Origin of the sequence: Actinoplanes sp. CA-142083, from assembly GCF_050942195.1 — a bacterium.
In the GTDB taxonomy this organism is placed as follows: domain Bacteria; phylum Actinomycetota; class Actinomycetes; order Mycobacteriales; family Micromonosporaceae; genus Actinoplanes.
The window spans coordinates 477,969-493,087 of the sequence record NZ_CP192076.1; the positions used below are offsets into that span (position 1 = coordinate 477,969).

At 71.0% G+C, this 15,119-nt stretch carries 12 protein-coding genes; 10 read left to right on the top strand and 2 right to left on the bottom strand.

Annotated elements, in window-relative coordinates; translation table 11 throughout:
• Nucleotides 1–41 precede the first annotated feature (41 nt).
• The 10 genes from ACQPZX_RS02295 (at nucleotide 42) to ACQPZX_RS02340 (ending at nucleotide 13,248) form a co-directional block, all read left to right on the top strand.
• Entirely contained in the window at nucleotides 42–287 is a 246-nt protein-coding gene (locus ACQPZX_RS02295; protein ID WP_433373638.1) for an acyl carrier protein, read from the top strand.
• Entirely contained in the window at nucleotides 250–1,014 is a 765-nt protein-coding gene (locus tag ACQPZX_RS02300; RefSeq protein ID WP_433384974.1) for an SDR family NAD(P)-dependent oxidoreductase, read from the top strand. The genes ACQPZX_RS02295 and ACQPZX_RS02300 overlap by 38 nt, the downstream gene beginning before the upstream one ends.
• On the top strand, nucleotides 1,011–2,240 hold the full coding sequence (locus tag ACQPZX_RS02305; protein WP_433373640.1) for an AMP-binding protein: 1,230 nt from the start codon (nucleotides 1,011–1,013) through the stop codon (nucleotides 2,238–2,240). Before ACQPZX_RS02300 ends, ACQPZX_RS02305 begins: the two co-directional genes overlap by 4 nt.
• On the top strand, nucleotides 2,237–3,271 hold the full coding sequence (locus ACQPZX_RS02310) for an acyl-protein synthetase (protein ID WP_433373643.1): 1,035 nt from the start codon (nucleotides 2,237–2,239) through the stop codon (nucleotides 3,269–3,271). The genes ACQPZX_RS02305 and ACQPZX_RS02310 overlap by 4 nt, the downstream gene beginning before the upstream one ends.
• On the top strand, nucleotides 3,268–4,458 hold the full coding sequence (locus ACQPZX_RS02315; RefSeq protein ID WP_433373646.1) for an acyl-CoA reductase: 1,191 nt from the start codon (nucleotides 3,268–3,270) through the stop codon (nucleotides 4,456–4,458). The genes ACQPZX_RS02310 and ACQPZX_RS02315 overlap by 4 nt, the downstream gene beginning before the upstream one ends.
• Nucleotides 4,458–6,734, top strand: coding sequence for a hypothetical protein (locus ACQPZX_RS02320; protein WP_433373649.1), 2,277 nt, complete (start codon nucleotides 4,458–4,460; stop codon nucleotides 6,732–6,734). The genes ACQPZX_RS02315 and ACQPZX_RS02320 overlap by 1 nt, the downstream gene beginning before the upstream one ends.
• An 87-nt stretch (nucleotides 6,735–6,821) precedes the next feature.
• Nucleotides 6,822–8,114: a sensor histidine kinase gene (locus ACQPZX_RS02325; protein WP_433373652.1), complete on the top strand. Its 1,293-nt coding sequence runs from the start codon at nucleotides 6,822–6,824 to the stop codon at nucleotides 8,112–8,114.
• 28 nt (nucleotides 8,115–8,142) lie between these two features.
• Entirely contained in the window at nucleotides 8,143–8,787 is a 645-nt protein-coding gene (locus ACQPZX_RS02330) for a LuxR C-terminal-related transcriptional regulator (RefSeq protein ID WP_433373655.1), read from the top strand.
• A 75-nt stretch (nucleotides 8,788–8,862) separates the two neighbouring features.
• A complete protein-coding gene (locus ACQPZX_RS02335) occupies nucleotides 8,863–11,085 on the top strand; it encodes an MMPL family transporter (protein ID WP_433373658.1) in 2,223 nt (740 codons plus the stop codon).
• A 366-nt stretch (nucleotides 11,086–11,451) separates the two neighbouring features.
• The gene (locus ACQPZX_RS02340) at nucleotides 11,452–13,248 is read left to right on the top strand and encodes a hypothetical protein (RefSeq protein WP_433373660.1); all 1,797 of its coding nucleotides are present in this window, start codon (nucleotides 11,452–11,454) and stop codon (nucleotides 13,246–13,248) included.
• Between the two features lie 390 nt (nucleotides 13,249–13,638).
• On the opposite strand, the gene pseI is transcribed toward ACQPZX_RS02340, so the two are convergent.
• Nucleotides 13,639–14,667 carry a pseudaminic acid synthase gene (gene pseI, locus ACQPZX_RS02345; protein ID WP_433373662.1) on the bottom strand — a complete coding sequence of 343 codons (1,029 nt, stop codon included), beginning with the start codon at nucleotides 14,665–14,667 and terminating at the stop codon, nucleotides 13,639–13,641.
• A complete protein-coding gene (locus tag ACQPZX_RS02350) occupies nucleotides 14,667–15,119 on the bottom strand; it encodes a GNAT family N-acetyltransferase (RefSeq protein ID WP_433373665.1) in 453 nt (150 codons plus the stop codon). The genes pseI and ACQPZX_RS02350 overlap by 1 nt, the downstream gene beginning before the upstream one ends.

The following is a 15,119-nucleotide window of genomic DNA, read 5'->3' on the forward strand; positions in this document are numbered from 1 at the left end:
CAAAAGCGGACTAAAGACCCATCCACCGACTTGGAGTTCCCGTGTCTTCTCTTGATCAACTGCGGGGAGCCTTCCGCACCGCGTTGGACCTTCCCGCGGACGCGCCCGTGGACGATCTGAAGTACCAGGACAACGAGAAGTGGGATTCCCTCGCGCATATGTCGCTGATCGCGACCATCGAGGACGAGTTCTCGATCATGATTGACACCGATGATGTGATCAACATGTCGTCGTTCGCCGAGGCCATCAATATCCTGGGCAAATACGGAGTTGACCTCCATGACTGACCGGGTGGCTCTGGTCACCGGAGCCTCCCGCGGCATTGGCCGCGCCACCGCGCAGAAGCTTGCCGAGCGCGGGTACGACCTCGTGCTGCACGGCCACGGCGAGGGCATCGCCGCCGTCGCCCAGGAACTCGCCGACAAAGACGGCGTGAGCACGTTCTCGGGCCACGGCGACATCGCCGACCCGGCCACCAGCAAGGCGCTCATGCAGCTGGCCTTCGCCAACTTCAAGCGGCTGGACGCGCTGGTGGTCAACGCCGGCACGCACGCGGCGGGCATGCTCGGCATGACCGACGACGCGACGATCCAGCGCCTGTTCGCGGTGAACTCGGCCGGCGCGGCCTACACCCTGCGGGGCGCGGCGCGTCTGCTGGCCCGCGGGCGTACCCCGGCTGTGGTCCTCGTCTCGTCGATCACCGCGACGCGCGGCATCGCCGGCCAGGCCGTCTACGCCGCGTCCAAGGCCGCCGTGGCGGCCCTGGCCAGGTCGGCCGCCAAGGAGCTCGGCCCGCAGGGGATCCGGGTCAACGCGGTCGAGCCCGGGTTCATCGCCACTGACATGCTGGACACGCTCGACGAGAAGGGGCGCGCGGAGCGGATCGGCGACACCGCGCTGGGCCGGCTCGGCGAGGCCGACGAGGTCGCCGACGTGATCGCATTCCTCCTCTCCGAGCAGGCCCGGTTCGTGACCGGCCAGATTCTCGGAGTCGACGGAGGATTGACGCTGTGAACCTGCTGCACCCCGGCGCGCGCGTGATCGACGCCGCGACCGGCGAGACGCTGACGCCCGAGCTGGTCTCCTCGGCCGTGGAAACGCTGGCGGCTGAGCCGGGCGCGGTAGTGTTCCACCCGATTTCCACGACCGTCGCGGGTATCGCGCGCTATCTGGCCGCGCTGCAACTCGGCCGGCCGGTCGTGCTGCTCGACCCGGAGGCCGACAACGCGCACTGGGCCGAGCGCTTCGCCACCGGCGACGTGCACCCCGACCTGGCGCTGCTGCTCACCACCAGCGGCTCGACCGGCAATCCCAAGCTGGTGCGGCTCTCCCGGGACGCGGTGCTGACCAACGCCGAGCAGATCGCCACCGTGCTCGACATCGGGCCGGACGACATCGCGATCACCACGTTGCCGCTCTTCTACTCGTACGGTATGTCGGTTTTGAACTCGCATTTGCTTCGCGGCGCGACGGTGATCCTCGAGCGCACCGGCATCATGCAGCGCGACTTCTGGACGGCCGCGGTCGAGCACGGCGCGACGTCGATGGCTTTTGTCCCTTATCAGTACGAGATGTTGCGGCGTCTCCGCTTCGACCCGGCCAAGTACCCGGCGCTGCGCAAGCTCACCCAGGCCGGGGGCCGGCTGCGCACCGACCTGGTCTCCGACTTCGCGCAGCGGATGGCGACCGTCGGCGGCTCGCTCTACGTGATGTACGGCACGACCGAGGCGGCCCCGCGGATGGCGACGCTGCCGCCGTCCCGGCTGGAGGAGAAGCTGGGCTCGGTCGGCCTCGCGCTGCCCGGCGGATCGTTCTCTCTGGATGGGGAAGAAGTCGTCTACAGCGGGCCGAACGTGATGATGGGCTACGCCGAGACCGCCGCCGACCTGGCCAAGGGCGACGAGCAGGGTGGCGTGCTGCACACCGGTGATCTCGGTCGCCTCGACGACGAGGGCTTCCTGTTCATCACCGGCCGGGCCAAGCGGATCGGCAAGGTCTTCGGCGTCCGGATCAACCTGGACGACGTGGAGAAACACTTCCCGGTCGCGGCCGTCCCGGGCGAGGACAAGCTGAACGTCTTCGCCGAGGGCATCTCCGAGGACGAGGCCCGCGACCTGCGCACCAAGATCTCCGAATGGCTCGGGACACATTTCTCCGGCGTGGTCGTGCGTAGCATCGAGTCTCTGCCGCTGCTGCCCAACGGCAAGATCGATTACCGCGCCTTGGAGGCGTCGCTGTGAGTGTGTTCACCCTTCCGCAGGCCGCCAAGGAAGAGGTGCTCCTTTCCGAGCTCTCCGCCTTGACCGCGCATCACCGCGCGCACTGCGCCCCGTATGACCGCATTTTGGCGGCTTCCGGCTTTGAAAAGGCCTCCTCCGTCGCGGAGTTGCCGTGGCTGCCGGTTCGCCTCTTCAAGAACCTCGAGCTCAAGAGCATCCCGGACGACGAGGTGTTCAAGGTCCTGACGTCCAGCGGCACCACGGGTGAAGTCAGCCGGATCTACCTGGACAAAGCCGCGGCGGCGACCCAGACGCGACAGCTCGGCGCGACCGTGCAGACGGTGCTCGGGCCCAAGCGCCTGCCGATGCTGTTGGTCGACACCAAAGCCATGCTCAAGGACCGCAAGTCGTTCAGCGCCCGCGGCGCCGGGGTGCTCGGCATGTCGACCTTCGGCCGTGAGCACGTCTGGGCGCTCGACCTCGACGGGCACGTCGACCTAGACGCGATCCGCGGCTTCCTGGAGAAGCACGGCGACGCCCCCTTCCTGATCTTCGGCTTCACCTACATGGTGTGGCTGCACCTCTACGAGGTGGCCCGGGACAACGGCCTCGACCTCAGCAACGGCATCCTGATCCACTCCGGCGGCTGGAAGAAGCTGGTCGACCAGGCCGTCTCCCCATCCGTCTTCCGTGAGCGGCTGGCCGAGGTCGGGCTGGTCCGCTCGCACAACTTCTACGGGATGGTCGAGCAGATTGGCACGATCTTTCTCGAGGGCCCGGGTGGCGGCTCGCTGTACTGCCCGGACTTCGCGGACGTGGTGGTTCGTGACCCGCAGACCTGGCGGGAGCTGCCGCCCGGCGAGCCGGGTCTCCTCGAGGTGGTGAGCACGCTGCCCACCTCGTACCCGGGGCACGTGCTGCTCACCGAGGACCTCGGCGTGGTGCACGGCATCGACGACGGCGACTGGCCCGGCAAGCGCTTCTCGGTGCTCGGGCGGCTGCCGCGGGCCGAGGCGCGCGGGTGCTCCGACACGTACCGGGAGGCGGCGTGAGCATCAGGTTCCGCTTCGGGGACTCATCGTCCGACCTGACCGCGCCGGTCGAGGACCGGCTGACCGTCGGCGACCCCCGGGTCATCGACTTCCTCGCGAAGGTCGCCCGCAAGCTGCTCGCCCCGGCGGTGGCCCGTCGCCACCCCGAGTTGGGCTCCCTCGGCTTCTTCATGCGCCCGGCCGAGCTGCACCGGGCCGTCTCGCGCATGCAGCGCGAGGACGCGATCGTCTTCCCCCGCGGCAACGTCTTCCACGTGCCGCCGGCGAACGTCGACACCATCTTCGTGTACTCGTGGGCGCTGTCCGCGCTGGCCGGCAACCACAACGTCGTCCGCATCTCGGAGCGCTCGGCCAACGCGGCCGACACCATCCTCGACGCGCTCAACGAGGTGCTCGCCGACGCCGACCCGGTGATCGGCCGGACCCAGCGCATGGTCACCTACGGCCGGGACGACGCGGTCACCGCGGCGCTCAGCCAGTGGTGCGACCTGCGGGTGATCTGGGGTGGCGACGCGGCGGTCGAGGCGATCCGCAAGCACCCGCTGCGGCCCTCGGCCCGCGACCTGACCTTCCCCGACCGCACCTCGTGGGCCGCGGTCTCGGCGGCCGGCTGGCGGGCCGCCGACCCGGCCGCCCGGCGCGATGCGGTCGTCGGCTTCTCGAACGACGCCTACTGGTTCGACCAGGCCGCGTGCTCCTCGCCGCGCACCGTCTTCCTGGTCGGCGAGGAGACGGCGGACGTCCGCGCCGAGTTCGTCGAGCTGCTGCTCGAGGTCGTCGACCAGCGCGGCTGGCAGGTCGACGCGGCCATGGCGGTGGAGAAGCGGGTCAACGCGTACGGGATGGCCGCCACCGGCGCGATCTCGAGCATGGACTTCCCGGCCAACTCGGTCACCGCGATGTCGCTGGCCGCCGTGCCGGACGCGCCACGACGCTGGATCGGGGCGGGCGCCTTCCCGTTCGCCGAGGTCGGCTCGCTGCTCGACCTGGTGCCCGCGATGAACCGGCAGGACCAGACGTTCAGCCACTTCGGCTTCTCCCCGGCCGAGCTGCGCGCGTTCGCCATGGAGCTGGGCGGGCGCGGCGTCGACCGGATCGTGCCGTTCGGCCAGGCACTCACCTTCAGCGCCATCTGGGATGGGTACGATCTGCCGCGCGAGTTCACGCGACTGACCACGGTGATCTGATGACGACAGAAGTGCTGGACATCCCCGAAGTTCGTTCGGCGCACACCCACCGGCAGGCCTCCCGCGCCCCCGCGGGCCTGCCGTGGCTGATCCCGGCGGCCCTGCTGGTCGCCACCCTGCTCTGGACCGGCACCCCGGCGTGGGACATCCTCCGCTACGCCGTCTATTTCGCCCTGGCCGTCTTGCTGCCCGGCACGCTCGTGCACCGGGCGCTGCGCGGCAGCCGCGGCAACCTCCCCGAGGACCTCGGCTTCGGCGGCGCCACCGGCCTGCTCCTGATGCTCGCCGGCTGGGCGCTCGCCGCCGCGACCGGCCTGCAGGTCCTGCTGCCGGCCTGGCCGCTGCTGATCATCGCGCTGTTCGTGGCCGTGCCCAAGCTGCGCCGGCACTGGCGGATCGCCGAGCCCCAGCCGCTGCCGCAGGCCTGGCACTGGGCGCTCGCCTTCGGGGTCACGCTGGTCGTGTTCTGGCTGCTGCCGAGCTGGCGCAGCTCACCGCTGCCGCCGGCCGACGCGGTCTGGTACCAGGACCTCGGGTACCACCTCGCGCTCGTCCGCGAGCTGATGCGCTCGATGCCGTTCCAGGTGCCGCAGCTGGCCGGCGACGCCCTGCACTACCACTACCTCTCCGACGCCGACATGGCGACGGCGTCGATGATCACCCGGATCGATCCGGCGACCATGCTGCTCCGCCTCTGGCTGCCGGCGATCGCCGCGCTGACCGCCGTGGTCACCGCGGCGCTCGTTCGCCAGCTCGCCGGCAAGTGGTGGGCCGGTGCGATCGGCGGCGCCCTCGCGGTGGCCGGGTTCCCGCTGGTGCTCGGCGCGCCCACGATCGCCGCCGGCAGCCAGGCGCTCAGCTTCCTGAGCCCGTCGGCGGTCTTCCAGCTGCCGCTGGTCGCGCTGCTGCTGTCGATCGCGGTCGACGTGCTGCGCGGCCGCCCGGTGGGCTGGGCCTGGCTGCTGGTCTTCCCGCTCGCGCTGGCCTGCGCCGGTTCGAAGTCGAGCAGCCTGCCGCCGATCGTGGCCGGCCTGGCCGCGGCCGGTCTCCCGGTCCTGATCTGGCACCGCGAGCGGCTGAAGACCACGCTGGCGCTCTTCGGCCTCGTGCTGGCCGCCATGTTCGTCGGCCTCAAGCTGTTCAGCGGCGGCGGCGCGGGCGTGCTCACCCTGCAGCCGCTGACGTTCCTCTACCTGGTCGCGCCGTACAAGCAGACCCTCGGCGTGCACGACCTGAACGACGGCGTCTTCCCGCCCGGCATCGCCCACGCCTCGGCCGGCGGCCTGCTCTTCGTAGCCGCGCTGCTCGTCTGGTGGGCCCTCATGCAGGCCGGCCGGCTGCTCGGGATCACCATGATCGTCCGGCGCGACCCGTCGGCCTGGCTGCTCGCCGGCCTGACCGTGGCCGGGGCCGGCGGCATGTGGCTGCTCTGGCACCCGTCGGCCAGCCAGGGCTACTTCTACACCGGCGTGCTCCCGTTCGCGTCGGCCCTCACCGTCTGGCTGCTCGCCGAGCGGGCCCGCGGCACCCGCCCGGTCTACGCCGGCCTGGCCGCGGGCTTCGTCTGGTCGGTGATCGTGGCCTTCATCGGGTTGTGGTTCTTCGACCCGCCGGCCCACACGGTCACCTCGTGGTCATGGGCCCTGCTGCGGCCGGTGCTGCTCACCGCCCTGGTCGCCGCCGTCGGGGCGTTCCTGCTGCGGCACCGCCGGAAGGCGATCCCGATCGCGTTGCTCGCGGCCGTGCTCGGCGCCGGCGTGGGCGCGTTCGCCTTCAACACCGCCAAGACCGCGGGCGCGTCCCTGCGCAACAACACGGCGCCGTCGCCCAGCCGCATGGTCAGCAAGGACGAGATGGCCGCCGCCCAGTGGCTCGACCACGAGGCCGGCAAGAACGACGTGATCGCCACCAACGTGCACTGCCAGCTGCTGCCCAACCGGGCGAAGGTGTGCGACGCCCGGGCCTTCTGGGTCGTGGCGCTGACCGGCCGGCGCGCCCTGGTGGAGAGCTGGGCGTACACCGACCAGGCGGTGGCGGCCAACAACGTGAACGGCCTGAAGTACGTGTACCAGCCCGCGCCCTACCCCGACCGGTTCGCGCTCAACGAGCGGGTCTTCGCCAAGGGCGCCGCCGCCGACGTCGACGAGCTGCGCACGCGGTACCACGTGCGCTGGCTCTTCGCCGACAGCCGGTACGGGCCGGTGTCGCCGCAGCTGGCCAAGGTCGCGACCGTGCGGCACACGGCCGGGCCGGTGACCGTCTACGAGGTGGGGTAGGGCGCCGGGAACGTAGGGTTAGCCCTACCGTCGATTCGGCGGTCAGCGGGATCGGAGAGGGGGGCGCCGATGTCTAGCGTCGATGACATGACGACGACCCCCGCCCCGCCCGCACCCGCCATGCGGATCCTGCGCCAGATCGGCATCGACACGCAGTACGTCCTGATCGGCTTCCCGATCGGGATCCTCACCATCTCGCTGCTCATGAGCCTGTTCTGGACCGGCGTCGGCACCCTCGTCATCTGGGTCGGGCTGCCCATCCTGCTCGCCACGATGTATGTGGCTCGCGGCTTCGCCGTGCTCGAGCGCGCCCGGATCGGCCCGGTCTTCCACCGCAGCCTCCAGCACCCGTACTACAAGAAGCCGAAGGACGACAGCTTCCTGCGCCGGGTGTTCACCCCGCTCGGCGACGGGCAGAGCTGGCTCGACCTGCTGCACGGCATGTTCCGCTTCATCCCCAGCACGATCTCGTTCGCCTTCGTGATCACGTGGTGGGCGGGCGCGCTCGGCGGCCTCACCTGGGGCCTGTGGGGCTGGTCCCTGCCGAACGGCCCGGACGACCAGGACCTGCCCGAGCTGCTCGGCTTCGACGGCAGCTACGGCACCAAGGTCGCGTTCTACCTGGCCGCCGGCATCTTCTTCGCCGGCACCCTGTTCTGGGTGGTCCGCGGGGCCGCCCTGCTCGAGGCATGGTTCGCCCGCGGCCTGCTGAGCGGGGTCAACGAGCTGCGCGAGCAGGTCGCCCAGGCCGAGGCCGGCCGCGAGCTCGCCCAGCAGCAGAAGGCCGCCGCCGTCTCGGCCGAGGCCACCGCGCTGCGCAAGCTCGAGCGCGACATCCACGACGGGCCGCAGCAGCGCCTGGTCCGCCTGGCGATGGACCTCGGCCGCGCCGAGCAGCAGTTCGCCACCGACCCCGACGCCGCCCGCGCCACCATCACCGAGGCGCTCAGCCAGACCCGCGAGACCCTCGACGAGCTGCGCGCCCTGTCCCGCGGCATCGCCCCGCCGATCCTGGTCGACCGGGGCCTGCAGGCCGCGCTCACCGCGCTCGCCGGCCGCTGCACGGTTCCCGTCGACCTCGACGCTCCCACGTTCGAGCGGCTCGACCCGGCCGTCGAGTCGACCGCCTACTTCGTGGTCGCCGAGGCGCTGACCAACGTGGCGAAGCACAGCCAGGCCAGCGAGGTGCAGGTCAGCGTCCAGCGCATCGCGACCGGCCTGATGGTCACCGTCGCCGACGACGGGGTGGGCGGCGCCAGCCTCGCCAAGGGGCACGGCCTGGCCGGGCTCGACGACCGGGTCCGCGCGGCCGGCGGCGTGCTCGCGGTCGACAGCCCGATCAACGGCGGGACGCGGCTCACGGCGGCCCTGCCCCTCTAAAGGGCCGCCGATCTGACAGCATGGCGGCATGCGGGTCGTGATTGCGGATGACGCTGTACTGCTGCGCGAGGGTCTGATAAGGCTCGTCGAGGAGAACGGCCACACGGTGGTGGCGGCCGTCGGCGACGGGCCTTCTCTCGTGTCCGCGATCGCCGAGCACAAGCCGGACGTGTCCATCGTGGACGTCCGGATGCCGCCCACGCACACCGACGAGGGCCTGCGCGCCGCCGTCGAGGCCCGCTCGCTGGTGCCCGGCAGCCCGATCCTGGTGCTCTCCCAGTACGTCGAGGTCTCGTACGCCGACGACCTGCTCGCCGACCGCCTGGGCGGGGTCGGTTACCTGCTGAAGGACCGCGTCTCCCAGGTCGCCGAGTTCCTCGACGGCCTGCGCCGGGTCGCGGGCGGCGGCACCGTGCTCGACCCCGAGGTGGTCAGCCAGCTGCTGGTGCGCCGCCGCCGCGACGACCCGCTGCGCAACCTCACCCCGCGCGAGCGCGAGGTGCTGGGCCTGATGGCCGAGGGCATGTCCAACACGGCGGTCGCCCGCAAGATGGTCGTCACCGAGGGCGCGGTCGAGAAGCACGTCCGCAACATCTTCACCAAGCTCGACCTCCACCAGGACGAGGAACAGCACCGCCGGGTGCTGGCCGTGCTCGCCTACCTGCAGGGGTAGGTAGGGCTAGCCCTACTGCAAACCCGGGAGTCAGCCGCATCGATCGTGATCGGCCTTCTCCATAGCGTCTTTCCCATGAGGAACAGCCATCCAACCGCCCCGCCCGCCACCCAAAAGCGGACTGAAGGCGGCCAGCACGTCAAGGGGATCGCGGCACGGGCCGCGATGTGGAGCGCCCGCCACCGGACGCTCGCGATCCTGGGGTGGGTCGCCTTCGTGATCGGCGTGACCATCCTGAGTGGACAGCTCGGGACGCGCGAGGCCACCGGCGCCGACCAGGGTCACGGTGACTCCGGCAAGGCCGACAAGATTGTCGAGCAGGCCGGTTTCCCGGTGCAGCAGGCCGGCGAGATGGTCATCGTGCAGAACCGGGCCGGCACGGACCGCGCCGCGGCCATCGCCGACGTGACCAAGCAGCTGAAGAACACCGCCGACGTGACCGGCGTGCAGCCGGCGATCGAGTCGCCGGACAAGCGGTCGTCGCTGATCACCTTCAGCATCGCCGGCGACCCGGATACCGCGAAGGACCGGGTGGGCCCGTCCCTCGACACGGTCGCCAAGGTGCAGGCGGCGCACCCGGACTTCTACATCGCCCAGGGCGGCGACGCGAGCGGCGACAAGCTGATCGGCGACGACCTCGACAAGGGCCTCTCGCGGCTCGGGATGCTCTCCATCCCGGTGACCCTGGGCATCCTGCTGGTCGCCTTCGGCGCGGTGGTGGCGGCGCTGCTGCCGGTCGCGCTCGCGATCATGGCGGTGGTGGCGGCGATCGGCCTCCTCGCGGCGGCCAGCCGGCTCGCGCCCACGGTCGACACCACGATGCACGTGATGCTGCTGGTCGGCCTGGCGGTGGGGGTCGACTACTGCCTCTTCTACATCAAGCGGGAACGCGACGAGCGGCGGGCCGGCGCCGACGCGCACCGGGCGCTGGTGGTCGCGGCGCAGACCTCGGGCCGGTCGATCTGGGTCTCCGGCCTGACCGTGATCGTGGCGATGGCCGGCATGTTCTTCACCTTCGACACCACGTTCGTCAGCTTCGCGGTCGGCACGATCCTGGTCGTCGCCACCGCCGTGCTGGGCTCGCTGACGGTGCTGCCGGCCATGCTGGCGGCGCTCGGCGACAAGGTCGACGCCGTCAAGATCCCGGGGCTGTATCGGCGGCGCAGCGACGGCCGCGCCTGGAACGCGTTCCTCGGCCTGGTGCTGGCCAAGCCGCTGATCTCGGCGGTCGTCGCGATCGGCGCCCTGGCCGTGATCGCCTCGCCGGTGCTCGACCTGCGCACCAAGGCCGAGGGCATCGAGGACCTGCCGCCCAAGGCGTCGATCGTGCAGGCCTTCAAGGCGGTCGACGCGGCCTTCCCGAGCAAGACGTCGCCGGCCGAGGTCGTGGTCCAGGCGTCGACGGTCAAGGGCGGCACGTTCGACTCCTCGCTGGCGAGCTTCAAGAAGGCGGTGGAGGGCAGCGGCGGCAAGCTGACCGGGCCGGTGGAGGTGCGGATCAACCCGGCCGGCACGGTCGCGATCGTCTCGGTCGGCCTGGTCGGCGACGACGCGCTCTCTTCCCTGCGCGAGAACGTGGTGCCCGCGACGTTCGGCCGGGTGGACGGCGCGACCGCGCTGGTCACCGGGGACCGCGCCGGTGACGCGGACTTCAACGCCCGCCTCGACGCGAGCCTGCCGTGGGTGTTCGGCTTCGTGCTCGGACTGGCGTTCCTGCTGCTGCTGGTCTCGTTCCGGTCGGTCGTGGTGGCGATCACCGGGGTCGTGCTCAATCTGCTGTCGGTCGCCGCGGCGTACGGAATGCTGGTTTGGGTCTTCCAGTACGGCCACTTCGAGAAGCAGCTTCAGTTCCAGGCGACGGACGGGATCACGAACTGGATGCCGTTGTTCCTGTTCATCATCCTGTTCGGCTTGTCGATGGACTACCACGTCTTCGTGCTGAGCCGGATCCGCGAGGGGTACGACCGCGGCCTGTCGACGCGGCAGGCGGTGCGGGAGGGCATCGGCCGCACGGCCGGCGTCATCACCAGCGCGGCCGTGGTGATGGTGGCGGTGTTCGCGCTCTTCGCGACGCTGCCGCTCGCCTCGACCAAGCAGCTGGGCGTGGGCCTGGCGGCGGCGGTCCTGCTGGACGCGACGATCATCCGGGCGGTGCTGCTGCCGGCGGTGATGGCGCTGCTCGGCGAGAAGAACTGGTGGCTGCCGCGGTGGCTGGGCTGGCTCCCGCAGATCGCTCACGAGCCGGCGCCGGTGCCTTCCCCGGCCGACTCCCCGCGGGAGTTGATCACCACGTCGTAAAGACACACGCGGGCCGGCCCGGCGCAGGACGGGGGCAAGACCCCGCGCCGGGCCGGCGGCGAGCGGCCGGGGGACGTGGCGGCGTCCGTCCGGCCGTTTTCCGTGGGAGCCCGGGGGAGGGCTCGACCTCGGCCATTGAAAATTATTCACGTTAAGCGTCCACTGTAGGCGACGCGAATGGGGATTGTTGTTCCGGGCGGCAAAGATCGCCGGCCGGGGGTCAGGGTACTGTGATCCCACTCACGCATGGGGCTTGCGCGGACAATTCCGGCAATCGACCGATGTCACTGCACACCGTCGGAATTCACCTTTGATTTACCCTTGGGTGGTAGCTTCCGGCGCTGCACGCCGACGAGAGGGAGAAGTATGTCCGACGCCGCTGCCCTGATTCCCGCGCAGGGTTCGGACTACGCCGCCGCCCTCACCACGCCGCCGGTCGACAACCTGCGGCGCCTCGGCGGCGAGATGTTCAACTGGACCGACCGTGACGCCCGCCGCGGCCCGATGGTGCCGCAGGGTGCGCTGCTGCGCCACCTGGTCCACGGGTTCGCCGCGCCCGGCCGCGTCGTCCTCGTCGCCGGCCTGATCGCCGACGACCTGGTCACCCTCCTCGTCGACGGCGGCGCCACGGTCACCTGGCTGCTGCGCTCGCTGGTCGACGCCGAGGAGTCGGCCCGCGCCCACCCCAAGGTCACCGTGCTCGCCGGCTCCGCGGTCAAGCTCGACCCCGCCGAGACGTTCGACCTGGTGGTGGCCGTCGACGGCGTCGACCGGCTGAACTCGTCCGAGGGTGAGCAGATGGACGCCGGCGAGCTGGTCGACCGCCTGGCCGAGGCGGTGCGCGCCGACGGCACCCTGCTCCTCATGCACGACAACCGGCTGGGCGTGCACCACACCGTGCGGCTCGAGCCCGGCGCCCGCGAGGCGCAGGACGCGGCGTGGTACCCGGTGGACGACCACGACACCCACCGCCCCGCCTCCCGCGAGCAGCTGGTCGACCGGCTCACCGACGCGGGCCTGGCGGTCGACGTGACCTATGCGGCCTTCCCCGAGCCGGGCGTGCCGACCGTGCTGGTCGGGCCGGGCCTGCTCGGCGAGATCTCCTCGCCGCTGCGTCCCCGCCTCGGCGCCGCGCTGTCGCAGGCGTTCGCGCTCGCCTACCGCGGCCGTCCGGTGCTCAGCGACCCGCGCGTGCTGGTCACCCGCGCGCTGCGGGCCGGCGCCGAGGACACGATCGCGCCCGCATGGCTGGTGATCGCCCGGGCTGCCTCGTCGCCGGCGACCGTCGAACGGCCTGAGCTTCTGGTGGGCGACGCGCGCGGCACTTTCGCGTACGGGGTGAGCAACACCACCACCACGGTGCTCGAGCCCCTGGAGTCACCGATCGAGCGGGAGGGCCTGCGCCGGATCGCCTCCGTCGCCGGCGCCGACTCGGGTTATGTGCTCGAGGAGCGGCTTCTCCACCTGTGCGCCACCGCCGACCTGCGTCAGATGCGGGTCGAGCTGGGCCAGTACGACTCGTGGCTGTCGGGCCAGGCCCTCGACGGGCCCGCTGCGCTCGCCGACCTCGCCGACGTGCTGGTCACCCCCGACGGCCCGGTGCTGCTGCCGACCCGCTGGCAGCCCCTCGAGGCCGTCGAGCACGAGACCGCCCTGGTCCGCGCGCTGTGGGCCTTCGCGGTCCAGCTGATCACCTCGTCGCGCCCGCACCCGTGGCCGATCACGTCGAGCGCCGTCGAGCTGACCTCGACCCTGCTCGGCATGGTGGGCCGCGGCGTCACCGACGAGCAGCTGCGGGCCGCTGTCGACCTGCACGTCCGCGTCGAGGCGGCCGAGTTCGAGCTCACGCTCGCCGAGCAGGACGCCCGGCGGCTGCAGCTGCTGGCGGTCACGGCCGGCACGGCGAGCGTCGACATTCCCGGCTTCCGCGAGCTGACCGAGGCGCTCTGGCGTCAGCGCTACGAGGCGAGCCACCTGCTCGCGATGATGGAGTGGACCGAGCAGATCATCCAGTCGCGCGACAACACCCTGAGCAAGCTCGACCTGGAGATCCAGTTCTACCGCCGCCGCTTCGCGGGCAAGGCCCTGATCGCCGGCCGCACCGCCTACCGCCTGGCCGCCCGCGACGGCAAGAAGGCCATCAAGCGCCTGCTCCGCCGCTGACACCCGCCGCTGTCGCCCGACGCTGTCGCCCGCCGCGATGGTGAATTCGCACTTGCCGCGCGCGCTAACTCATCAAGATCGCCCCGGGCTGGCGGGAGGTGGCGCGGATGCGCTTTTGCGCGATGGTGATTTGGCGTGCGTTGCGTGCGGTAACTCATCAAGGTCGCCGGGGCTGGCGTGAGGGGCTGCGGGTGTGCTTTGCGCGATGGTGATTTGGCGTGCGTTGCGCGCGGTAACTCATCAAGGTCGCCGGGGCTGGCGTGAGGGGCTGCGGTGCGCTTTGCGCGGTGGTGATTTCGGGTTCGCTGGGCACCGCAACTTATCAAGGTCGCCAGTGACGGCGACGGGCCCCCGCGCGCCCAGATCGCGCGGGGGCCCGTCGGAGTCAGGTCAGATGAGGTCCCAGGTCAGGGGGGTGCCCTTCGCGGCGTCGGCGGTGAAGGTGCGGCCCAGGACCGAGCCGATGGCGTCGGGCTCGAGGCCGCCGGTGGGGCGGATCGAGCGGACGTTCTCCGGGGTCACCGTGTCGCCGGCCTTCACGTCCGTCACGACGTAGAGGGAGCGGCGGAAGCGCAAGCCCTCCTTCTCGTGCTCGGTCGGGCCGACGTGCGTGGTGCCGAGCGCCTGCCAAGCGCGCTCCGACTCCTCGCGCAGCAGCTTGAGCTCGGCGGGGTTGAGGGAGAACGCCGAGTCGACGCCGCCGTCGGCGCGGTCGAGGGTCACGTGCTTCTCGATCAGGCAGGCGCCGAAGGCCACGGCCGCGACCGGGACGCCGATGCCGAGCGTGTGGTCGCTGAGGCCGATCGGGAGCTCGAGCATCTGGGCCAGCACCGGAATGCGGCGCAGGTTGCTCTCCTCGGGCGGGGACGGGTAGGACGCCGTGCAGGCCAGCACGGTGACCTCGCCGGCGCCGGCGCCCTGGGCGGCCTCGACCGCGGCGGCGATCTCCTTGACCGACGCCATGCCGGTCGAGATGATCACGGGCTTGCCGGTACTCGCGGCCAGGCGGATCAGCGGCAGGTCGGTGATCTCCGAGGACGCGATCTTGTACATCGGCGCGTCGAGCTTTTCGAGCAGGTCGATGGCCGTCGGGTCGAACGGGCTGGAGAACGGGGTGATGCCCCGCTCGCGGGCCCGGTCGAAGATCGGCTGGTGCCAGTCCCACGGGGTGTGGGCCCGCTCGTACAGCTGGTAAAGATATTCGCCGCCCCAGAGCTCGTGACCCTTGGAGAGCTGGAACCGGGGGTGCTTCACATCCAGGGTCAGCGTGTCCGCGGTGTACGTCTGGATCTTGATCGCGTCGGCGCCGGCGTCCGCCGCCGCGTCGACCAGGGCGAGCGCCCGGTCGAGGGAGCCGTTGTGGTTCCCGGACATCTCCGCGACGATGTACGGCCGCTTGTCGGGTCCGAACTGTGCCATTACTTACCTCTCTCGGTCCAGACGACCGTTTTCATCTCGCCGTCGACGAGCCGTTCGTAGCGGCGCGTCTCCTTGAAGCCGAAGCGCCGGTGCAGCGCCAGGACCTGCTTGTTGTCGGCGAGCGTCTCGCCGCCGAGCGTTTCCAGGCCGAGCGTGCCGAACGCGTACTCGACGGCTTCCTTCTCCAGCCGCATCCAGGCGGGGAGGAGGCGGTCGCCGAGGCCCACGGTATCCAGATAGAAGGACCAGGTGTTGCCGTCGAAGATCACGACCCCGGCCGGCTCGCCCCGATCGTCCTCGTAGATCAGGACGCTCTGCCAGCGCTTTTCCCACCAGCGCGCGTGCTCCTCCGGCTTGATCTCGTGCGTGGTGAGGCTCACGGCCCGCACCGACGGGTGGTTGCGCCAGGGGAGGATCAGATCGCGATCGGAGTACGCGGCAGGTCGAAGCAC

Excerpts from the sequence above, each read along its gene's own strand:
- ACQPZX_RS02340 (WP_433373660.1), top strand. The coding sequence starts at position 11,452 with ATGTCCGACGCCGCTGCCCTGATTCCCGCGCAGGGTTCGGACTACGCC.
- ACQPZX_RS02335 (WP_433373658.1), top strand. The coding sequence starts at position 8,863 with ATGAGGAACAGCCATCCAACCGCCCCGCCCGCCACCCAAAAGCGGACT.
- ACQPZX_RS02325 (WP_433373652.1), top strand. The coding sequence starts at position 6,822 with ATGACGACGACCCCCGCCCCGCCCGCACCCGCCATGCGGATCCTGCGC.
- pseI (WP_433373662.1), bottom strand. The coding sequence starts at position 14,667 with ATGGCACAGTTCGGACCCGACAAGCGGCCGTACATCGTCGCGGAGATG.
- ACQPZX_RS02320 (WP_433373649.1), top strand. The coding sequence starts at position 4,458 with ATGACGACAGAAGTGCTGGACATCCCCGAAGTTCGTTCGGCGCACACC.
- ACQPZX_RS02330 (WP_433373655.1), top strand. The coding sequence starts at position 8,143 with ATGCGGGTCGTGATTGCGGATGACGCTGTACTGCTGCGCGAGGGTCTG.